At 32.8% G+C, this 23,165-nt stretch carries 18 protein-coding genes and 4 tRNA genes; 21 read left to right on the forward strand and 1 reads right to left on the reverse strand.

Going from position 1 to position 23,165, the window contains the following annotated elements:
• Nucleotides 1-161 precede the first annotated feature (161 nt).
• The gene (locus P2W75_RS18860) at nt 162-785 is read right to left on the reverse strand and encodes a hypothetical protein (RefSeq protein WP_276381657.1); all 624 of its coding nucleotides are present in this window, start codon (nt 783-785) and stop codon (nt 162-164) included.
• 282 nt (nt 786-1,067) lie between these two features.
• Here P2W75_RS18860 and P2W75_RS18865 point away from each other — a divergent pair, with 282 nt between their 5' ends.
• The 21 genes from P2W75_RS18865 to P2W75_RS18965 all read left to right on the forward strand — a co-directional run bounded on the left by P2W75_RS18865 (nt 1,068) and on the right by P2W75_RS18965 (nt 23,093).
• Complete coding sequence (locus tag P2W75_RS18865) at nt 1,068-1,448, forward strand: hypothetical protein (RefSeq protein ID WP_276381658.1); 381 nt, start codon at nt 1,068-1,070, stop codon at nt 1,446-1,448.
• A 172-nt stretch (nt 1,449-1,620) separates the two neighbouring features.
• Nucleotides 1,621-1,740, forward strand: a tRNA-OTHER gene (locus tag P2W75_RS18870).
• A 262-nt stretch (nt 1,741-2,002) separates the two neighbouring features.
• Entirely contained in the window at nt 2,003-4,243 is a 2,241-nt protein-coding gene (locus P2W75_RS18875) for a hypothetical protein (RefSeq protein WP_276381659.1), read from the forward strand.
• A 59-nt stretch (nt 4,244-4,302) separates the two neighbouring features.
• Nucleotides 4,303-4,842 carry a hypothetical protein gene (locus P2W75_RS18880; protein WP_276381660.1) on the forward strand — a complete coding sequence of 180 codons (540 nt, stop codon included), beginning with the start codon at nt 4,303-4,305 and terminating at the stop codon, nt 4,840-4,842.
• A 62-nt stretch (nt 4,843-4,904) separates the two neighbouring features.
• Nucleotides 4,905-5,474, forward strand: a complete 570-nt coding sequence (locus P2W75_RS18885; RefSeq protein ID WP_276381661.1) for a hypothetical protein — start codon at nt 4,905-4,907, stop codon at nt 5,472-5,474.
• Nucleotides 5,475-5,518: 44 nt separating this feature from the next.
• The gene (locus P2W75_RS18890) at nt 5,519-6,289 is read left to right on the forward strand and encodes a hypothetical protein (protein WP_276381662.1); all 771 of its coding nucleotides are present in this window, start codon (nt 5,519-5,521) and stop codon (nt 6,287-6,289) included.
• Nucleotides 6,290-6,292: 3 nt separating this feature from the next.
• On the forward strand, nt 6,293-7,027 hold the full coding sequence (locus tag P2W75_RS18895; RefSeq protein WP_276381663.1) for a hypothetical protein: 735 nt from the start codon (nt 6,293-6,295) through the stop codon (nt 7,025-7,027).
• A gap of 324 nt (nt 7,028-7,351) precedes the next feature.
• Complete coding sequence (locus P2W75_RS18900; protein WP_276381664.1) at nt 7,352-8,368, forward strand: RNA ligase; 1,017 nt, start codon at nt 7,352-7,354, stop codon at nt 8,366-8,368.
• A gap of 261 nt (nt 8,369-8,629) precedes the next feature.
• Nucleotides 8,630-9,907 (forward strand): hypothetical protein, encoded by a 1,278-nt coding sequence (locus tag P2W75_RS18905; protein WP_276381665.1) that lies wholly within the window; start codon nt 8,630-8,632, stop codon nt 9,905-9,907.
• A 3-nt stretch (nt 9,908-9,910) separates the two neighbouring features.
• On the forward strand, nt 9,911-11,095 hold the full coding sequence (locus P2W75_RS18910) for a hypothetical protein (protein ID WP_276381666.1): 1,185 nt from the start codon (nt 9,911-9,913) through the stop codon (nt 11,093-11,095).
• A gap of 12 nt (nt 11,096-11,107) precedes the next feature.
• Nucleotides 11,108-12,007, forward strand: a complete 900-nt coding sequence (locus tag P2W75_RS18915; RefSeq protein ID WP_276381667.1) for an AAA family ATPase — start codon at nt 11,108-11,110, stop codon at nt 12,005-12,007.
• A 346-nt stretch (nt 12,008-12,353) separates the two neighbouring features.
• Complete coding sequence (locus P2W75_RS18920) at nt 12,354-12,680, forward strand: S24 family peptidase (RefSeq protein ID WP_276381668.1); 327 nt, start codon at nt 12,354-12,356, stop codon at nt 12,678-12,680.
• Between the two features lie 144 nt (nt 12,681-12,824).
• Complete coding sequence (locus P2W75_RS18925) at nt 12,825-13,622, forward strand: TatD family hydrolase (RefSeq protein ID WP_276381669.1); 798 nt, start codon at nt 12,825-12,827, stop codon at nt 13,620-13,622.
• A 91-nt stretch (nt 13,623-13,713) separates the two neighbouring features.
• Complete coding sequence (locus P2W75_RS18930) at nt 13,714-14,427, forward strand: DUF434 domain-containing protein (protein WP_276381670.1); 714 nt, start codon at nt 13,714-13,716, stop codon at nt 14,425-14,427.
• 88 nt (nt 14,428-14,515) lie between these two features.
• The gene (locus P2W75_RS18935; RefSeq protein WP_276381671.1) at nt 14,516-15,202 is read left to right on the forward strand and encodes a hypothetical protein; all 687 of its coding nucleotides are present in this window, start codon (nt 14,516-14,518) and stop codon (nt 15,200-15,202) included.
• Nucleotides 15,203-15,204: 2 nt separating this feature from the next.
• Nucleotides 15,205-16,575, forward strand: coding sequence for an SDR family NAD(P)-dependent oxidoreductase (locus P2W75_RS18940; protein WP_276381672.1), 1,371 nt, complete (start codon nt 15,205-15,207; stop codon nt 16,573-16,575).
• A 6-nt stretch (nt 16,576-16,581) separates the two neighbouring features.
• Nucleotides 16,582-16,651, forward strand: a tRNA-Trp gene (locus P2W75_RS18945).
• A 2-nt stretch (nt 16,652-16,653) separates the two neighbouring features.
• Nucleotides 16,654-16,727 (forward strand) — tRNA-Ser (locus P2W75_RS18950).
• Between the two features lie 173 nt (nt 16,728-16,900).
• Nucleotides 16,901-16,974, forward strand: a tRNA-Ala gene (locus P2W75_RS18955).
• A gap of 519 nt (nt 16,975-17,493) precedes the next feature.
• Nucleotides 17,494-17,928, forward strand: coding sequence for a hypothetical protein (locus tag P2W75_RS18960; protein ID WP_276381673.1), 435 nt, complete (start codon nt 17,494-17,496; stop codon nt 17,926-17,928).
• An 86-nt stretch (nt 17,929-18,014) separates the two neighbouring features.
• The gene (locus tag P2W75_RS18965; protein WP_276381674.1) at nt 18,015-23,093 is read left to right on the forward strand and encodes a DUF4132 domain-containing protein; all 5,079 of its coding nucleotides are present in this window, start codon (nt 18,015-18,017) and stop codon (nt 23,091-23,093) included.
• Nucleotides 23,094-23,165: the final 72 nt, after the last annotated feature.

Raw genomic sequence — 23,165 nt, forward strand, 5'->3', positions numbered from 1 at the left:
TTTAATTCAATGATTATTAAGATTTGTTCCACGCAGATTAAAAATGATTTAGGCAGATTCAGCAGATTATTTGAAAAAATAAAAATCTTTTTAGATCTGCTCTAATCTGTAGAATCCGCGTGAAACAAAAAAAACTTTGCGACTTCGCGACTTTGCGAGAATTATTTTTTTCTTTCTAAATAACTTATTTCTTTTTCAATATTTCGTCTCGCTTTCTCTTCATATAAACCTCTGAATTCCTCCGTTTGAAAAATAAATTCATATTCGAGAAAATGTTTCAATGCTTTTGCACGCCCAGGTTTATAGAGAAAATCAGGATAAATGCGGTATTCTTTTCGTATTTGTTCAAAATAGATTTTATAATCTTCCCAGTCTTTGGCAAGGATTTTCAAATCGAAATCAATTAACCAATTAATATCTTCATTTGAATTATGTGCATGAAGCTGTGTTGCACAGATGGCATTAAAAACGAATTGTTTATTTAAATGGTGTTTTTCATTTAAAATCGACAAAGCAAATTCAGCACTTTTTAATTCATTATCTTTTTTTGAAGCCGAGTACACAACATCATGATAAAAAATAGCAAATAATATTTCGTCTGGATTTTGAAGTCGATCACGATATATTTCAAAACTCTCAATCATTTCTTTTAAATGTGTCAGATTATGATAATGTCTTGATTTCTTGGAATATGCTTTTTCTAAATCAAGCCAGTTTTGCTGAATTTCATTTTCTGAAAAGCCAATGTTTAGAAGTAAATCGGTGTAGATTTTTTTTAAAATCATATTAATAGGTGTTTGAATAGAGCTTCGGAGAAACGAAATATTTATAACCAATTTATAAGACCAAATCGTAAAGCTCCAGCGGAGCGACACTTTATGAAAAATATTTCACCCCGCTAGGGCTCTTTGCTAACAATCATAAAATAGCTATAAATATGCCGTCCCGCTGGGACTTATAAGCTGTTGCCAAATAAATGTTTTACTCAAATTTAAAATTCTTTTTTTACTGCGCAAAATAATTGCGTAGTGGTTTTAAAATCTTTGTCCTGTAAAAATGAAACAATTATGAAGACGATTAAAATTTTCTGTAAAGAATGCGAAATTGAATTGACAAATGAGTTAATTGAGTCACATTCAATTTGGGAATATGATCTAGATATAATGCCAGAAAATCATTTTTTTATTCGAACTCAAGAATCATCTTTCAAAAAATCAATTATTGTTCCAATAGATAATTATAATTTAAAAGATCATCATGATACAATTAGATTTCAGGGTTGTTGTGGAAGTTCAGGATTAGATGGTATGAATAAATTATGTATAAATGGACATGAAGTTGCAACTGAATTTTCAGATTGTTGGACAGATTGTTGTATTGAGTTTAATAATGATAAAGTGATAATTAAAGAAAAGGTGAATGATCATTATGAAGAATTAAAATTATAATATTTCTAACTACGCAAAATAATTGCGCACTAGTTTAGAAATCTTTGTTCAAGAAATAAAAACAAACGTTCATAGAAATAAAAAATTGAAAAAAGCAGGTCAAGTTTAAGTTACTTCTAGAAACCTTTCAACGATTTATACTTATACCATTACCGCTTCATTCAATTTTCAGGAAGCAGTAGCTCAGTTGGATAGAGCATTGGAATATTAGTTTTGGAATTATCTTAAAGGTCAATTAAAACTTACTTCAATTGGGATCCAAAGGTCGTGGGTTCGAATCCCATCTGCTTCACTATTAATGGTCAATTGAAACTTACTTCTTAGGTTCGATTCCTAACTCCCTCATTGGGAGTTTCCGGTTATAAGTTTTAAAATTATCATTAATAAAAAACGAGGGTCAAAATTAGCTTACTTCTCGGGGATAACCCACCAAACAGTTAATTTGAAAACAGCTAATTCATTACACTCCAATTTAAGGTCAAGTGCTTCTTATTTCAAAATCTTTTAGGTAGAACTCAGAAGCACAATTATCTAAATTTTAAAAATTAAAAAAAATGAAAACAAAAGAATTATTAAAAATCAGTTTACGTCAGAACGCTATTTTCATTCCATCAGAAATGATCGTGAATGATAACCAAAATTTATCAGGAACAACATCAGTTTTTGCAGCCAATGTTACAAAATTAGGATATACTTTTTCTGAAACGTTACTGCGCGCTTTAAATAATGTCAGCCCTAATTATAAAATCGAGGTTTTAGAAGTGCTGAGAGAAGTTTTAGGAACAGATAAAAACTGGACGCCATTGGTGAAAGAATGGAATGTGCCAACAAATGAATCTGTTATCGATCAGATCATTACTTTTTTCGGAAATGTTTTCCAAACAAAAAACGGAACGACTTTACAATGCGGACATACAATTCCAGATAACACTTTTCCATTAGAAAGATATAACGGTTGTCCTTTCTGCGGTACTCCGTTTGAATTTGGTAAACTGGAAAACACAGGTCAAGGAAGTAAATTAAAAGTCCTTGAATTATGGAATGAAAAAGATTTAGAGGATTTTTATATCTCGTTATTGCAGTCAAAAACAGCTTTAGACGCTACTCAGGTAGATAGTTTAAAAATGGCGATGAAATATTTGTCTTTGCCAAAAACTGAAATTGCCATGAAGGAAACTTTAATGCTGGTGATCGATCTTTTGATTGAAAATGGTAATGAAGATTTGGGTTCTCAGTTTTTGAAAACGCCAACCGATATCTTACGTTATTTATGGTATAAAAATACTGGAATGCTGCAGATTATCGAACCAAAAACGATTATCAAAAGAGTTGCTAAAAACAATCAGCACTTTCATTATTCTTTGGATACAAGTGCGCAGGCTAGAATTGCATCTAAAAAAGATTTGAAACTAAAATATTCTCGAAAAGAATGTTTAATGGTTGCCAATTGGTTAAATAATATGGAGTTGGATGTCGAAGTAATGTGCGAAATCATGCATCCAAAAAGAGGAATGTGGGTTCGTTTTATCCGAGCGTTGCGTTTGGCAGAATACAGCAAAAGAAAAGGATTTGATAAATTGAATTTTTTACTAGATGTATTCTACAACCAAGTCTACGATGTTTGGCAAAGCAAAGTGAATTCGTCAAGACTGAAATTTGATGCCGATAAAACATTTGGATTATTGAAACAACGTCCAGGTTTGTTTGCTCGTTCATTATTTTCGAATATGCTTTGGTTTGGAGCCGATGAAACAATCGCTCATTTCGAAGAAGTTATCGATAAAGTTCCAGCGAGATTGGTGTTTACCTTAAACATGTATGCGCAAAATTATTTTGATGTGAACATGCAGAGAAGTGTGAAACCTTTGGGTGGAACGAACAAACGTGTGGGATCAAACCCATTGTTGAAGTTGTACGATGATAATCAGTTGGAAACAATGAAAAATCAAATCGAAGACTTGACAATTCTGGCAATGAAAAAACGATTTGCGTCGGTTTCAAATTCAAATAAAACAATATATATCGATCCGCAATTGTTTAATATACCGGTTTCTATTGGAGACCGAAGCGAGACCATTCAAGATTTGCTAGTTGCTTTAATGGGAACACGTTTCCCAGTTGAGGGAAACGAAGTGCGATTGTTTATGCAATGGGGTAAAGACTTGCCAGCGCAGCATTTAGATATGGATTTAAGCTGTCATATTGCTTATGAAGACCGTTCAGATATTTGTTCTTTCAGCCGATTAACAACTACGGGTTGTCAGCATAGTGGTGATATCAGAAGTATTCCAAATAAAATTGGAACTGCTGAATACATCAATATCAACATCGACGAATTGGCGAAAGCTAAGGCAAAATTTGTAACTTTTACTTGTAATGCGTACAGCAACGGAAGTATTACGCCAAATCTAGTTGTTGGTTGGATGAACAGCAAATATCCGATGAAAATTTCGGAGAAAACGGGTGTTGCGTACGATCCGTCGTGTGTAGACCATCAGGTTCGTGTGACGCAAAGTGTTGCCAAAGGTTTGGCTTTTGGAGTGTTGGATGTAGCCAAAAGAGAAATCGTTTGGTTAGAGATGACTTTCGGAGGTCAGATTGTAGGAGGTTTGGATTTTAAAGGAGTTCAGGCACTATTGGCAAAATTGAACAGCAAATTGAATATTGGTAATTTATTACAGCTAAAAGCAGAAGCTCAAGGTTTAACCATTACCGAAAATGAAATCGCTGATGAAGTATACACAGCGCAATGGGCGATGAACCCAGCGGTGGTGACGCAATTGTTAATAGATTAAATTTAAGACCACGGATTCATTTCGTTGATTTCGTGGTTTTTTACCTTAAAAACAGGAATATGTTGACAATTAAAGATATCAAATACAAAGCTGAAAAAAAGTTTAAAAGAATAAAAATCAGAGATGATGTTTGGGGATTTCAAGTACAATCAAATGCTAAATTTTTAAAAGGAATAAGTAGAAAGAAAATTGATGAATTGCAAACGTTGTTTGGATTTGATTTTCCTTGGGAATACAAAGAAATGCTATTGATTTTTTCTAATATAGACACACATTTGATTTCAATTAACCCTGAAGACGAAACAGATATTGAATATGGTAGAGAAAACCTTTTTTATGAGTATCCGGAGGATTACGAAAAATCACGATGGATTATAGACGAAATTAATGAAAATAAATCGACAGCAGAATTGGTTCTTACAGAAGCGGGTTTTGATATTTCAAAAATCGTAGGATATATTCCAATGCATAATCATCGCGTTTTGGTGGTTTTTGAAGATAAATATCTTTCTCCCGTTATTTCTGCTTGGGGTGCTGATATTATTATGTTTGGAAATAATTTGAAAGAATATTTAAAAAATGAACTTTTAAGATTTTAATACATCTACACAGAATAACTGCGCAGATATGTTTGAATCTTTGAAAAAACAAATCAATAGATATGAGAAATTCAGAATTTGAAATCCATCCTTTTAATGAAGATTTCTACGTTGAATCTTTATTTAATAAAACACGTTCAATTTTGAATGATGTTGAGTCATTAAACAAATTTTGGAAAAACGGAAATCATGATTGCAAAAACGATAATGCAATTCTAGATTTACTTCAAAATATTATTCTAAATGTGGGAGGAATTTCTCGATTTTTTTGGCCTCCAAGCAGTGATGCATATCATAAAAGACGAGGAGAAAAACTAAGAGAGGTTTATCATATTAGTGATTCAAGTATTTTAAAAAATAGAGATATGCGAAATCTTATGGAACATTTTGATGAGAAATTAGATGATTTTTTAAGAAAAAATAGAATATACAAAGTGATGAAAAAATACGTCGGGCCAATAACTTACGTAGATGATGATAGAACATTTTTTAGAGCTTATTTTTATGATAAGCAGATTTTTAAAATGCTCAATGTGGAATATGAAATAAAGCCAATAATAGCTGAAGTTAGAAGAATTCATGAGATTTTGTTAAGACAAAAAGAAAATAATGGTCGATTTAAATTGGAATAAAAATCTAAAAATAAATGTGTTAGAAAATAAATAATTAATAAGAAATGAAAACCAATTTTCCATATCCCTATTACTTCTATGGTTCTGATGATTCTACAGACGAAGACGTAATTATTGTTATTTCAAAAGAAGAAATGCCTGAAAAGCAGGAAGACAGAAAAAATACAGTATTGGCACTTTTGAAAGAATATGATCTTAATTGGAATGCAACTTTGGCGGTAATAGAAAACGGAAAAATATTAGATACTATTTTTACCAAATCATGGATTGATTCACTTAACAATGCACTGTTTGAAACATATTTTTTGCATCAACAAAAACACGAATTATTAATAAAAGAAAAACATATCAGAAATAAAACATTGGCTATTTACAAAGCTGTCCGTACCGTTTTGACAATGCTGACAAGAACTGAATATCGAACTCAGATTCGTCCAATTTTAAAAGGAATTCATGATTTTAATTTAAAACTAGAAGCGCTTAATAAAATAGATTTTACTTCGATTTCTCAATTCAATCAAAAGAATACAAATGATATTGATATTTGGAAAATTATTGCTTTTTATGTCGGACAAAATATTGCTTTAATTGAGAATGATATTGAAATATATACGAAGAAAAAACTCATAAGCCATTTCCCAGATTTGGAACCATTTATTTATCGAAAAGTGCTTGTAGAAAGTGATAAAATAATATTGCAAAACCACATTAATCATTGGTTGTTGTTAATACACAATTTCGGGGAATTTAAATCGGCTGATGGATTTCTGACTTGTAAAAATGAATGTATTGATATGTTAAATGAAAAGTTTTAAAAAATGAAACCAATCTATCAAATATTCGGTTCTGAAAATTCTCTGGATCTCGATTTGGTTTTCTTTATTGAAAAAATGCCCGAAACGATACTAGAAAAACTTTCACTGTCTAAAGAACTCAGCCAATCGATTATTCCATTTTTTCCTGAAAAAGAAATCAACGCTAATCTTGCAGTGCAAAAAAATGGTCATTTAGTTGAGGTTTACAAAGGCACAACAGACGAATTGAATAATGCATTATTCTGCACCTATAAAAATCATAATCAGAAATTCGAAAATCAGATAACAAAACTTTTGGTTAGAGATATTGATTTGAAATTTTTAAGAAGTACACGTATGATCTTGTCGTTTTTAAGCAAAACCGAACACAGGATTTTAATTAAAAATGCTTTAAAAGGAAATTTAGACGAAAAGATTCAGGCGTTAGAAAAAATAGATTTAAATCAAATTACTTCTTTCGGGAAAAATACGAATCATTTAAATATTCTAAAATCAATTGCATTTCAGTTAGGACAAGCAATTTCGCTTCATGAAGAAAAAGAATTGTACACCAAAAATGAAATTGCAAATGCATTTCCAGATTTAAAAAAATATCTATTAAGAGAAGAAAATTCCAATTTTGAAAATTTACAAAAATGCTTCTCCAATTTCATTACGATTCTCAAAGACAGAAGTCTTAAAATGAAAAATAAATCCGAATATAAATATGAAGATGAAAATGATGTTTTTGAAAAATAGAAAAATTTAGATTCATCTTTTTATATGCGTCGTTCCTACGGAACTCAATTCTGAAAACGTCTTTTTTTCAACGGATTAAAATCCGTTGCTACAACATTTAGCATTCCTACGGAATTTTTTAAAGTTATATATCTTTTAATGAACCAACTAACCATGTGAAAGTTTCGTAGAAACGATTTATTTTGTAGCAACGGATTTTAATCCGTTGGAAAATAATCGGCCACAAAATAAAATTCTGTAGGAATGATAGATATTAATTTTTAAAACTACTACGCAAAATCTCTGCGCAGTAACTTTTGAATCTTTGTTCAAAGATTAGAACTCATGAATACAACATTATTAAAAGAGATGATTTCGCAGAATTATGTCAAGGTAAACAAACATCCTGAACATGATTTGTATATTTATAACTACACTCAAACGGCTCAATTTGAAAGAGTGTGGAATGAAATTACAATAACCTGCCGCGGACTTATTCTAGATGCTGAGGGAAATGTTGTGGCAAGACCTTTTCCTAAGTTTTTCAATTTGGGTGAAATGAAAAATGAAATCCTTCCAGACACTTCTTTTGAAGTATACGATAAAATGGACGGTTCGCTTGGCATTTTGTATTGGATCAACGATAAACCTTTTATGGCACGCCGTGGTTCATTTTCTAGCGAGCAGTCAGATAAAGCAAATGAAATGCTGCACGGAAAATATAAAAATACCTGGTCATTATTGGATAAAACCAAAACCTATTTATTTGAAATTATCTACCCAGAAAACCGAATCGTTTTAGATTACGGAGCATCAGAAGAATTGGTTTTACTGGCCGTTATCGATACAAAATCTGGCGAAGAATTTGAACTTGAAGATATTGGATTTCCAATAGTTCAAAAGTTTGATGGAATCAAAGATATTCATGCTTTATCAGCTTTAAATCAAAATAATAAAGAAGGATTTGTGGTTAAGTTTGCCAATCATTTTCGGGTAAAAATTAAATTTGAAGAATATCTTCGTTTGCATCGAATTATTACTCAGATTTCCAATTTAAATATTTGGGAATATCTGAAAAACAATCAGCCATTTGATGAAATTTTAGAACAAGTTCCAGATGAATTTTTCAACTGGGTAAAGCAAACAAAAGCCGATTTAGAAAATGAATTTAAAGCAATCGAAGATCAATGTAAATTAGATTTTAAAATTCTGGAATCCCGTAAGGAAACCTCTTTTTATTTTCAAACTTGTAAACATCCCAAAGTGTTATTTTCAATGCTTGACGAAAGAGATTATTCAGAAATAATCTGGAAAAAAATTCGGCCAAAATTTGAAAAACCTTTTAATAAAGAAGAAGAATAAATCTCTTGGGTGTAATTTTTCAACACATAGAAACAGAGTCTTATAAAGATTTAAAAAGACTTTTCACTAATTTAAATACACATAGCCATGTGAGGAAACCGGTTTCTTTTAGTATCTTTTTTAGACGTAAAAAAATCTATGTTTCTATGTGTTAAAATTAAATTGTATTCAATTTAAGTCAACAGCTAAAAAAATAATTTTAAACTGCGCAGAATTACTGCGCAGTGACAAAGCTATATTTGTCACAGAAAAATAAACGCCATGATTATAAAAATAAAATCAGATAATAAATGCTTTTTGGACATCCTTCATAAAAACCCCAATACAGATCAGGGACTTTATTTGAAGGAGTTGAAAAACGGAATTTTAATTGGAAATGTAATAGCCGAAAACGAATATCACTGTCTGTTTTTAGATGGTAAACACAGTTATCTGCCTGAAGAAGGAAATCAAATCGATTTTCAGAGTCATTGCAGTCCGTTATTGGCATTAAACATAATGAGCGAGTTTTTTAATCATCTGTATAAAGAAAACAACACTTTGGCAGCAACTGTGATTCCGTGGTTAGAGAAAAATTACGAAGCAGTAGATACAGAGAAATGTACAATAGAAGTTCCTACATTTTTTATTGATTCAAACTGGTACAAAAACGGAAAATATCTGTTATCAAAATATATTGACGGAATTATACTTGTCAATAAAATAGGAAACAATTTCGAACTAAAAATCGAAGGCGCTACAGTAAGAGAAGCGATGCAGAAATTCTCGTTGGTATCATTGTTTTCGCATTTTACAAACAAATATGCGGTGTACACTTTTATCGATGATCATTTCATTCAGAAACATATCACAATGTTTACCAATCTTACTGGAATTCCGTATTTCGTATTTTACCTTTTTATAAAAAGAATTATGCGTTCTCCAAGTCAGTTTGAGAAATTTAAACCTCAGTTAGAAGCCTATTTTAATAATGAAGTTCAGTTTGTATTTACAGATACACATCAGTCTAGAAAAGAATTTATTTGCAGTAGAATCAATTTTGAAGAATCTGTCTTAGACTTTGGCTGTGGCGAATTGCAATACTACAAACAGCTTCATAAAAAAGGATTTAGAGAGGAATATTATGCTTACGACGAAGTTGATTTTAAACATATTGCCGATAAAATTCAGGAATCAGAAAGAACAGAAAATCTAATCTGGGTAGAAAGCTTAGAAGAAATAAAAGACTTTGAAGGTCAGATTGTTTTAAGTGAAGTAATTGAACATAACTCATTGGAAGAAGCAAAAAACATCTTGATTTGGATAAGAGACAATACAAAATTTACCAAACTTTTTGTTACAACGCCAGACAAAGACTTTAATGTAAATTATGAATTGACAGAAGAATTTAGACATGACGATCATGATTTCGAATTATCAAATGCAGAGTTCGTATCGCTTATAAATGAAATTTTTCCAAATCCTAAAGAATTTCACGGAGTGGGAGATTGTGTAAAAGGAGTTTATCCGACAAGTGCGGTAATCATTCAAAAAAAGTAGAAAATGTTAGACTTTAGAGTAAGAAATAGAATAGACTGGTTTTGTAAAAACAAAATCAATGATTTTTCGCCAACCATTTCGCCAGCACCAAAATACAAAGCAAAAAACGAAATAGAGAGTATCGAAACAGCGATTCATTATTATATGGAAAATGGTGTGACCGAATTTGTAGTTCAAAAGAAATACATGGGATCTTACTGTACCATTTATTTGAAGAGAAATATTGAAGAAACGTACTTTGTTTCCCGAAATGGTTTCAAAATGGATCATATCGATACAGAGCAGGCAATAGAAAGTCTGAGAAATTTACATGCTAAAATGCTCGTAGATTTCCCAGAATTCGAAACCCTTTTAATTGCTTCTGAATTATTGCCTTGGAAAGTGCTTGGAGGAGGATTAATCGAAAAAGAATTCACAGGTTATTACGACGCTTTACAGACGCAAAATTTGTACTTGAAAGAATCTGGATTGATCGAAAAAATAATCAAGGTCAAAAATGACGAAGCGTTTACAACTTATGTTTCAGATAAAGAGAAGCTTTCTAGAAAAGAATTTGCTGCGAAACATAAAACGCACATTATACGTCAGTATGATGCTTTGCAGGCGATAAAAATTCCGGATTTAGAGAAACAGCAAGAATCATTGAATGTATTTAAAAATCAGATCGATACCTTTGGAATTGAAGGCGAAATCTATTTTAAACCTTTTACAATCTTAAAAGAAGTAAAAATTTCTGGTGAAGAAATATTGCCAAACAGCAATTTGACTTACGAATTGATAAACAACGATCCGTTTTTGCATTTAGAAATTAATGCTTCAAACAGAGAAGAAAAGCTAAAAGAAATTTATGCCTTTTTTGAAAAACTGACCAAAGCAAACGAAGAAGGAATCATGATAAAACCGGTTCAGAATTACATTAAAGGTTTGCCACCCTGTTTTAAAGTCAGAAACAACAATTACCTGACGATGATTTATGGAGTGAATTTCCATCAGGATTTCGATTATTATTTAGATAAAAGAAACGTAAAAAGAAAATTAGAACAGTCTATAAACGGCTGGGAAATCAATCAGAAGATGCTTCAGATTCCGTATAAAGATTTAGGAGATGAAAATTATTTAATACGTCTGCTTCTTTTGAAAAGAATCAACAATGAAGAAATAGAAAAAACATTAGATCCAAGATTATAACACGATTATAAAATGAAAAAGACACCAACATTAACGATATTAGTCGGATGCCCGGCATCAGGAAAAAGTACGTTTGCCGAATGGAAAGTGAGAACTGAAGCCAAAACCATGCGAATTAGTCGTGATGAAATCAGGTTTTCTCAATTTCAGGAAGTAATGGATCCATCTGTTGAAAGTATGATTTCTAAAATTATCAACGTGCAGATTAAAACCCTGCTTTCAAATGGATGGAATGTAATTTTGGATACTTGTAATGCTAAAGCAGAATATCTGAAACAACCTGTAATCGAATTTTCTGAAATGGCAAATATTGAATTCAAAATGTTTGATTTACCATTGGAAGAACTTTTTACCAGAAATGATAAAAGAGACCGAAAAGTGCCAAGAAAGGTAATCGAAAAGATGTATTACGAATTGAAGAAAACCAAAGAAAAATTTGATTTCAAACCTGTAAAAAAGATCGAAAAAAACTTGGAATACTGTGATCAAAATCCAGATTTGCCAAAAGCAATTATCTGTGATCTTGACGGAACTCTTGCCTTAATGAACGGAAGAAACCCTTTTGATGCCAGCAAATGTGATGAAGACGAAATCAACAATCCAGTTGCAAACGTATTGAGAAACTATAAGAAATTAGGATATGAAATATTACTGGTTTCTGGAAGAGAAGACCGATACAAAGAACCCACCTTGCGATTCCTTCAAAAACATGAAATTGAATACGATGATTTAATCATGCGTAAAACAAAAGACAGCCGAAAAGATTCCATCATCAAAACAGAAATCTATAACGAATTTATAAAAGATAAATATTTCGTAGAATTTGTATTAGATGATAGAAACCAAGTTGTTGATACTTGGAGAAATGATTTAAAACTTCCTTGTTTCCAAGTGTATTACGGAGATTTTTGATTTTGAAAGGAACAAAGGGACAGAGCAACAAAGCGGCAAAGGTTTTTTTAACGCATCAATTGTAGAGACGCACTGCAGCAGTGCGTTCTAAGATAAAGAAATTAAAACATCCAAAAGACGAGGGTTCAAATCCTTCCTGCGCAGCCAATAAGCCGCGGTAGTTTAGCAAGGGAAAATAGTTGGGTTTTTATTAAGTGTAAAGTTTGTTTCACTAAGATTGAAATCATTGTTAATCTACGGCAAAAAAACGCAGCGCCTTAGTGGCAAAATAAAAATAATAAATAAAAAGCACAAAGAGGAGAAAACCTCTGAACCTCTGCCTCTTTGAGCCTTAGCAACTTAAGAAATGAATAAATATGAGCGACTGAAAACAGAATTAGAAGCAGTCGGAAATGGAAAGATGAAAGCGTTTGGAGATTCAATGCTCCCGATTCTAAAAAATGGAAGTCTGCTGACTTTCGAAAAAAGCGACGATTATCAAATAGGCGATATCGTCTTCTGTAAAGTAAAAGGCCGATATATTGACGCCCACAAAATCATAAAAACCGATAAAAGCAAAGGTTTCCTAATCGCCAATAACCACGGATTCGAAAATGGCTGGACCAAAATTATCTACGGAAAAGTGATCGAAGCAGAATTTAAAAACCAGATTATTTACGGGAAGAGAGAATAGAGAATGAGAGAGTGGGATAGAAGCAAGAAGCAAGAGGAAAGACTTTTGAAACTTCTGTAAAATTTAAATAAGAAAAAATTAAAGACTCAAAGAGAAGAAACCTTTGTCACTCTGTCCCTTTGAGCCTTTGTAACTTTAAAAAAAATGACATATATAGACATAGGAATCAACCTAACCAACAAACAATTCCAAAACGACATAGACGATGTTGTACAAGACGCAATTGATGCCGACGTATCGCAAATGATATTAACCGGCACAAGTGTACGAAATAGTGAAGAATCGGCTAAAATTGCCCGACAATATCCAGGCGTATTATATTCAACGGCAGGAATTCACCCGCATGATGCGAAGAGTTTTGATGCACAGAGCATTTCGAAATTAAAAAATCTATTACAACAAAAACACGTAATTTCCGTTGGAGAATGTGGACTCGATTTCGATCGTGATTTTTCCCCAAGAAACAAACAAGAAGAATGTTACAAAGCCCAGCTGGAATTGGCGATTGAAGTTCAGAAACCTTTGTTTTTGCACGAAAGAGCTGCTTTTACTTCTTTTATGAACATCACAAAAGAGTATCTGCCGAAACTTCCAAAAGGCGTTGTACATTGTTTCACAGGAAGTCTGCAAGAAGCCAAAACCTATCTTGATAACGGATTTTATCTCGGTTTTACAGGAGCCATTTCAGATACCAAACGTTTCAGCCATTTAAAAGAAGTCATTCAGTACGTACCGCTCGACCGAATGATGATTGAAACCGATGCGCCATTTATGCTTCCTAAAAACGTTCCGAACAGCCTTTTAAAAAAATACCACGAACGACGATGCGAACCGTCTTTTCTGCCTTATGTAGCAGGAACAATTGCGCAGTTTAAAGGAATTGCTTTGGACAAAGTGGCGACAGAAACAACTAAAAATGCCAAAAGCTTTTTTGGGATTTAAAAGAATCCCATAGGGATGAAATATTTATAGAAATTATAAGATTATGTGAATAGAGCCCCATCGGGGTGACATATTATACATTTGCAAGATCATGACCAATCTTAAAAACCGAGGAAAAGAAGCCAGCGACGACGCTTTATTCGGAACGGCAAAAATGCAGTCCAAACTGAAAGAAGCTGTAACCGATATGCATTATTTTTTGAGCAGAGGTTACGGCGAAAAATCGACTTTGACTTTAGTTGGAAACCATTATCGCTTAAATGCACGTCAGCAGCAAGCCGTTCGTGGCATGAGCGCTTCTGAGCAGCAAATCAAAAACCGAAAATCAAAAGAAATCCAAAGCCAGGATTTGGAAGGAAAAGAAATTTGTATCGACGGATTTAATGCTTTGATTTTACTCGAAAGTACGTTGTCGAATGCTTATGTTTTTAAAGGACAAGACGGTTTTATCCGCGATTTGTCGAGTGTTTACGGAACATATAAAAAAGTAAATCAGACTTCGCAGGCGATTGAAATTATAACCGGTTTTTTCAGAAATGAAAAAATTAAAAAAGCAGTCTGGTTATTTGATAAACCCGTTTCAAACAGCGGGAAGTTAAAACAGATGATAGAAGAAGTCGCTCTGAATAATAACTTAAATTGGGAAGTACAATTAGTAAACAATCCTGATAAGGTAATTGCTGAAAGTGATTATATTGCCATAACTTCTGATGCTTGGATTCTGGATAACGCTTCTGCTAATTTCAATTTAATGAAATATGTTTTGGCACAAATAGATGCAAAAGAAACGGTAATAGATTTGTAGAATATGTCCCGTTGGGGACATTTCGTTGGTAAAAAAAAATGATAGGCAAGGTATTATGTCCCATCGGGACATTTGATTAACACAAAAAATGAATTCAAATCTTCTTTTTAATGAAATAAAAGCAGTAACTCCTCTTTTGAATAAAAGCTGGAAAGAAAGGTATGCTCGGTTTTTAACAGACGAAAATCTGTGTCTTTTTTCTAAAAACCTGATTTCATTTCACAATCAAAAAACAGAAATTTCGAGACTGCCATATTTTAAAGATGAAATTATCGTTTCATTGCAAGATGCCGTTTCCTATTTTAAAAATGCGCTGGAAAATTTTGAAAATGAATCAAATGAGTTTCAAACCAGTTTAATTCAAGCATTCGAAAAAACACCTTTCGAAAGTATTTTACTTATTTTAGGACAGCGTTTAACTCCTGCGAGTGTGCGTGATGAAAACGGAATTCCGCCTGCAAAAGAAATTCTTTTAGAAAGTTGTTTTCAGCCTTATAATAAAGAAATTTCGATAGCAGCCAGAGCTTGGGAAAAACACGTGGGAAGAAATAAAAACAGTATTTTCGGAGAAATAAAAGGAAATACAATCCAGAAAAAAGAAAAGGTAGAAAACCTCATTCAGTACATCATCAGTCATAAAACGTGGTGGAATATTTTCTACCATTACAAACACAATCTCGTATACGAAATTCGAGTAGAAAACGGACAAGGACTACGATGGACTTCCGATGGAAAACAGTTCATAGGATTTTTAGAAGACTTTTTAGAAGAATAAAAATGGAAACAAACAATAAACATAGTTTTACAAACGAAGAATGGGAAACTTGTATAAAAGTTTTGCAGACTCTAAAAGACAATCCGTTTGAAAATCCCGATAATGATTTGTTTGCGGGACTGATTACCAAGATTCATAAAAATGCCAAAAAGAATCTGCGCAGTGTTAGTTATTTTTCAAAAAAAGAAGAAGATCTTCAGGTAAGTCTAAATGCGACTTTGGTTTCAAAAGCTTTAAACGGAGAAACCTTATTTGCCGAAAAGGAAAATCCAGACGAACAGCAATTTACTGAATTGCATCTGCCTAAAAACTGTTATGCCTGCAATAAATCGTATAAACTGGCGCATAGTTTTTACACGAGACTCTGCCCAGAATGTGCCGAAGAAAATTATGAAAAGCGTTTTCAAAATATAGATCTGTCAGGACGAAATGTAATCCTAACTGGCGGACGTGTAAAAGTAGGTTTTGCAACCGCGTTAAAGCTTTTGCATAATAATGCCAATGTTGTCCTTACAACCCGTTTTCCGGCACTTGCTTTAGAACAATTCAAACAAGAAGAAGATTTCGAAAAATGGAAAGACAATCTGATAATTTACGGTCTTGACTTACGAAATTTAAACGCCATAAATGAATTTGTATCGTTTTATAAATCCAAATTTGATACTTTGGATATTTTGATAAACAATGCCGCACAGACTATTAAATATCCAGATGAATATTACACGCCTTTGATTCAAAAAGAAGAAAATCTTTTAATTGGATTTTCAGCAAATTCAAAATTAATTGCCAATAAAACTCCAGTCGCTGCCGAAGTAAAAGCGCTTGAATATGGATTTGAAGAAAAAACAGAAATAGCACTTTCACGTTTCGGGCAGCCGGTTGATAATCGTGAGAAAACAAGCTGGAATTCGACTTTGGAAGAAATTAGTATGTACGAATTGGTTGAGGTGAATTTGATCAATCAGATTACACCTTATTTTTTAATTAAAGAACTCAAACCATTGTTTTTGAATTCTGAATTTAACGAACGATTTATCGTAAATGTAACATCGTCTGAAGGGATTTTTAGTTATACCAATAAAACCATTTTTCATCCGCATACCAATATGACAAAAGCGGCTTTGAATATGATGACACTTACTTCGGCGAAAGAATTTGCAGAAGATTCCATTTATATGACCAGTGTCGATGTCGGTTGGATTTCGACTGGAGCCAAAGAAAGTCTTCGAAAGAAACAATTTGAAGAAGGTTATATTCCGCCATTGGATTCTGTAGACGGCGCGAGCAGAATTTTAGATCCAATAGTGCAGGGAATCAAAGGAAGCAGTATATTTGGCGTTCTGCTAAAAAATTATAAAGTCTCAGACTGGTAAAAATTTGGGTAGTAGTTTAATTGGAAAAACATTCCCACCAAAGGAAAAGTTTTGGGTTCGAGTCCCAACTATCCTACTAAGGTGTTAGCTCAATTGGAAGAGCGTCAGTTTGCTAAACTGGAGGATGCGGGTTCGAGTCCAGGCACACCTTTTTTTAAAAATTTCTATGTTTTTTTGTAAAAACTTGTAAAGTGATTTAACCGAAGATCACTAAGGTTACGCAAAGAATTATACCTAATTGTTTCATTTCATTTTTGAAGGAACACAAAAAAACTCTTACTCTTGATAACTATCAGGATGGTGATAAATCCAAAAATAAATAAATATGGTGTTAGTTCAACTTGGAAGAACACTTACTATGCAAGTAAGAGGCTGCGGGTTCGAGTCCCGTACACCATACTTTTTTTCTAAAGGTTCAAAAGGTATTTAAAATTTTTAATAAAAACAGCAATCCGTAAAATACAAGATGGTTTGGTAGAAAACCGTTTTTGTTGTTTTTTGCAAACCGTAAATATATTCTTTTTCTTACTTTATCAAAAGCGTTATTTTTGAAAAGAACTTCGGTTTATCAATACTTTTATCTTCTATATTTGCATTATTTAAAAATACATAATAATTTTAAAAATGACCATTGAAGATTTAAAATCCCAAAGCCTAATTCTTTTCGAAGCCTGGAACCGGAGGTGCTAAAGTAACTTTGGAAAAAATCAGCGTAGCTAAATAAATTAAACTCGTTTTTCTACCAATAAAAAGTGAAACCCTGCAAATACCAATTTGCGGGGTATTTTTTTTTATCAATTGGTAATTTTATTAGAAGTCTGTTAAAATACTTTTTTTAACACTTAAAATATGTCATTTTTGCATGTGCATATTTTATAATTTATTATTTTACACGTTTCAAATAAAAGCCAGTAAAAAATGAATATAAGCATATCAATTAAACAATTAGGGAAAAAACATCCCCTTCTTCAGGAAAAAAACATCAGTTTAGATAATACCACTTCAATCATTACTGTTCGTACTTTCTTAGAATTAATTGTAAAAAATCAAGTTGAACTTTTCGAATCTTCTTCATTTGAGTTTGAAGACGAAGACAAAATCCATCTTCCAAAAGAAAATTATTTGCCCATTCTGACCGATAACGGAAAAGTAGGTTTTGGCGCGCTGTACAATCACAACCAAGTAGATTTGGCGAAAGCGCAGGAAAATGCCATTCAAGCTTTTGAAGACGGTTTATATGCTGTATTCTACGGAGAAGATCAATTGGAAACTTTAAATGAGGAAATTGATTTATCCAAAAACAATTCCATCACTTTTATCAGACTTACTTTCTTGGCGGGAAGCTACTGGTAAAATCAATTAAAAATTAAAAATTGAAATGGCAATATTAAAAATCAATTGCAATGTCAATTCAAATCTAAAAATCTAAAATATTATCCATGACGATAGAAGATCTTTTAAAAAGTAAAGTAATTGAAAATCCAATTAAGAGATTTAAAAAAGAACTGGAAGAAATAGTAAACAGCAATCTGGTTACGAAATTATTTTCTGGATCAAAACTAAAAAAAGAGGTGGCGGAGTTTGGTCTGGAACTTTTGAAACTTCAGGACAATTATTACAGTAATTATATTTCGCTAGGATCTAAAGAAACCGAAAAGTTTGCGACTTTGGTAAAAGAGAATATCTGGGACGAAAAAAATTACTATGATTTACTGCTTTACTTTTTTGGTGAAGAAAACGCTTCATACGTAAAAGAAGCTTGGAACAGACTGCCTCAAAAAATGTATCAAACGGGTTATGCGCGTAGAGCTTTTAGAGCACCAAATCATAAGAAATATTTGTTAGTCAATCAGATCAATTTTCTGCGTTCTTTGCTAAACGGACCTTACAAATACAATTATCAGGACAGCAGTACTTTTTACTACAATTTAAGTATTGAAGATGAAGTTCGCTATGATACTGAGATTTCAAATTCGATGAATAAATTCATGGTTTGGTCTTCGGCATTGGATGCTGGAAAAGAAGGACTTTACCAATTGTTTGAAGACATTATTTTCAATAAAGATACACACGGAAAAGTATCTAGAAATATCATCAAAACGCTTTTAAACAGCGAAAAACAAGAAAACTGGGAATTGGTAGAAAAACTGCTTTTGGCGGCTCAGCGTCAGGAAGGTTTGCGCCAGACAATTCTAGAAGCTTTAGACGAAACGAGTATCGGCGCTTTGCAATACATGATTAAAGTTTTGATCGATAATAAACTGACTCGTTTTTCATCGGTTGTACGAGCAATCGACACGTGGACAGGGTTAGGTTGGGTATCAGAAAAAGAAACTACGGTTCGTACAATTATAGAGCTGGCTTCGGGTTATTTTTCAAAACCAGAAACGATTCCGACTGGCGTAAAAAGCAAAAACAACAACGAAGTCTATATGGCACTTTGGGTTCAAGGTGTTTTGGATGTAGAAAAAACAGTTCCGTATCTGCATGAATTATTAGAAAAAGGTTCTGTGGAGAAGAAATCTTTGGCATTAAAATTTGCTGGAGAAACGAACGATCCTTATATCGAAATGCCACTTTATTTTAAAGCTTTAGAAGATGAAAATTTACAGGTTTTAGCCTTTGCAGTTCCAAGAATGAATGCTTTGTTGGAAGCGAATACCAAATCGAAATTCTATATTGAAAATGCGGATTATCCGAACTTCTTTGATAAAGTTTACAATCTGGCACAAAGTATCACCGACAAAGAAAAAACTTTTGAAGGAAAAGTATTTTCGTGGCTGAATGTAAAATTCGAAAGAGATACGCTTTATGCTGCAGCCATCAATTTGGTTGGTGATAATAACGAAAGATTAGAAGCGGTTTTACAGCATTTTGAAGGTTTCTCGATCAACTTAAGAGAGAAACTGACCAGAAATTTATTGGGTAGTTTTTATCATTATTCGTATTATAGTCTAAAGGAGAATACTTTACAAGGAATGAAGACTCCTTCTGAATTCCAAAGAAATTTTGCATTACGAATTTTAAAAGATAGGGGAGAATCTCTTGTTGCTTCGGCAATTTGTGTCTTAAATAATTTGAGTTTAACAGAAGAAGAATTGACAATTTTTCAGGAATTGTTTAAGCGTAAAAATTCTCATTTAAAGAAAAATTTAACCGCAATTTTAATCAAACAAGAAGATCAAAAAGTAATCAATTTTGTGGATCAGACCGTAGAAAAAGGCGATTTAGAACAGCGTATGTCAATGTTGGACGTTATGTTGCAACTTCAGAAAAACAATAAACTGACAGATAAGGTTAACGATTGGGTAAAAGAGTATCTGGAAAGACCAAAAATTACAGAGAAAGAAACCAAATTTATAGAGCAGTTAGAACCTTCAAAAAAGCAAGATCTTTTAAGCGTCGAAAACGGTTACGGATTTTTTACGCCAAACGAAATTTCGGCTTATGAGCTTCCAAAAACAAAGTCAGATTCTCTGTATATAAAAGCGATAAAAGAACATCAATACGGTTTCTCCAAATCGATGTCGCATATTAAAGCAGAAATTGCGAAACTTTATAAATTGTTTGAAGAAAACAGAAATTACGAATACGAAATCGAGAATTACGATAATAGTAAATCGACTGTTTTATTGGGAAATTCTTTTGGACCGTTAAAAAAACTAAAAGACGAAAAGAACTCAGAAGTAGTGGCAACCAATTATCCGTTGTATGAACTTTGGGAAGAATGGTTTACAAAATCGGGTCTTGCCAATAGAGATTTGTTTTTGATGACAATGATAAGCAATTGCGATCGAAAAATTTGGAGAGACTTTCTAGAAAAGTATGTTTTTTACTTTAAAGAATTACTGCCTCATCCAAACAAAAGAGGTTACGATTGGGACAATGCTATTTTGAACATTCTGAATGCCTTACAATTGAAATATGTTTTTGAAGAAAAAGCCGATTTCTTAATTGATGCTTGCAGTACTTTGTATGCAGATCTTCCAGAATCTGTAAAAGATTTCGAATATGTGCCTGGTAAAAATGAATATTATTATTACAACAATAACAATGGAAACGGTTGGCAGAATCAAGGATTCTTCGATATTTATTTGAATAAAATTGGCTTACTTGATTTAACAGAAGAACAAAATGCTAAAGTTTGGAATCTGTACAGATGGAGACAATTAAACGGTTTAGAAAAAAATATATCGTTTACGAAACCACCTATTCATTTGTATTGCGTGGCGTTCGAACAAAAATTAATTACTGAAGGCGAATTGTACGAAGGGATTTTAGAAAGCGAAAGAATTTCTGTTTTAACCAGCGAGACCAAACATTACAGACATTTTGGAAGCGAGGAGTTAATTAAGAAGTTTCCGTTCTTAGTTCCGATGATTGATAAAATCAGAGAAACGTTTTTGGATGTTGAGGTAAAAAGAGGAGATTCTAATACTTCGGTTACGCATTTAGTACAGAGTTTCCAGAAGATTTTTGGAGCAAACCGTTTGGTTGAATTGATTACAGCACTTGGAAAAGCAAGTTTGTATAAAGGTTATATCTACTCGTGGAGTTATACCGATTTAACAAAACAGAAATTATTTAGTTTCTTATTGAAAAGATGTTATCCAGTTGCGACCGACACTCAGGAAAGTTTTAATGCTTTAATTAAAAAAGCTAAAATCTCTGAAGAAAGATTGATTCAAACTGCGATTTATGCGCCACAATGGCAAAAATTTATCAGCAGTTATTTGGATTGGAACGGGCTGGATGAAGGAATCTGGTGGTTTCATGCGCATACCAAAACAGCTTCTTACAGTGCTACCAATTCAGAATTAGAAAGTGAAGCAGCAAGATTTTCAACTTTAGATTTGCAAGATTTTAAAGATGGCGCTGTCGATAAAGATTGGTTTACATCGGCTTACAAAAAATTAGGAAAAGCAAAATGGGAACTTTTGTACGAATCTGCGAAATACGTAACAGACGGAAACGGCCACAGACGTGCTAGGTTATACGCGGATACGATTACAGGAGATTTGAAAATTAGAGAAGTTACAGCCAAAGTAAAAGACAAACGTGATCAAGATTATTTAAGAGTTTATGGATTGGTTCCGTTAAGTAAAGCGAGTCTAGAAAAAGATATTTTGTCGCGTTATGAATATTTACAACAGTTTAAAAAAGAAAGTAAAGAATTCGGTTCGATGAAACAGGCGAGCGAATCTTTGGCGATTCGTGTGGCTTTAGAAAACTTAGCAAGAAATGCAGGATATCCAGATCCAATTCGTTTGACTTGGGCAATGGAAACGAAGCAAGTTCAAAATATTTTATCAAAAGAAACCGAAGTGGTTTTAGATGATGTAACGATTAGTTTGGTAATTAATAAGGAAGGAAAAGCCGATTTGGTTACGTACAAAGCAGGAAAAGAATTAAAATCGATTCCGCCGAAATACAAAAAAGACAAAGGAATTCTGGAATTAACAAACTACAGAAAAACCATGCGAGAGCAATGGACACGTTCTAGAAAAGGTTTAGAAGAAAGTATGATTCGCGGCGATGAGTTTTTATTCGCAGAAATGCAGAATCTTTTTGAACATCCCATTATTTCGAAACATCTGGAGAAATTAGTTTTTATTTCTAATAACGATAAAATAGGTTTTTATGTCGATGGAAGTTTAGTGACTGGTTTAGGCGAAATGATTTCGTTAAACGAAAAACAGACTTTTAGAATCGCGCACTGTTTTGATTTGCATAAAAATAATGTTTGGGTCGATTATCAGAAATATTGTTTTGATAATAAATTGCAACAGCCGTTTAAACAAGTTTTCAGAGAATTGTATGTGCCAACGCCAGACGAATTGAAAGAGAAATCAATTTCAAGACGTTATGCTGGACATCAAGTGCAACCGAATCAAACTTTAGCTTTATTGAAAACAAGAGGCTGGAAAGTAGATTACGAAGAAGGATTGCAGAAAGTTTTCCATAAAGAAGGTTATCAGGTAAAAATGTATGCCATGGCCGATTGGTTTTCCCCAGCAGACGTGGAGAGTCCGACTTTAGAAACCATCGAATTTCATTCTTTAAAAGATTATAAAAACATTGCTTTTGAAGATATCAATCCGAGGATTTTCTCAGAAGTAATGCGCGATATTGATCTAGTGGTGAGCATTGCTCATGTAGGTGGCGTAGATCCAGAAGCAAGTCATTCTTCAATCGAAATGAGAGGCGTTTTATTGAGAGAAACATTGCGATTGTTTAAAGTCAAAAAAAATGTTGAAATCAAAGAAAACCATGCCATCATAAAAGGAAAACTGGCGGATTACAGCGTACATTTAGGAAGTGCGGTTGTGCATCAGCTTCCCGGTAAATATTTATCGGTGCTGCCAATTCATTCGCAACACAGAGGACGTTTGTTTCTTCCGTTCGCAGATGATGATCCGAAGTCGGCTGAGGTAATGTCTAAAGTTTTATTGTTTGCTAAAGATGATGAAATTCAAGATCCGACTATTTTGGGGCAAATTGATAAGACATATGCTTAATAGTTAAGTATTAGAAATATTAATTTTAACATTTTTGTCGTAAAATGTTAAATTAAGAAATAAAATATTACA

Origin of the sequence: Flavobacterium sp. H4147 (assembly GCF_029360735.1) — a bacterium.
Classification (GTDB): Bacteria; Bacteroidota; Bacteroidia; order Flavobacteriales; family Flavobacteriaceae; genus Flavobacterium; species Flavobacterium endoglycinae.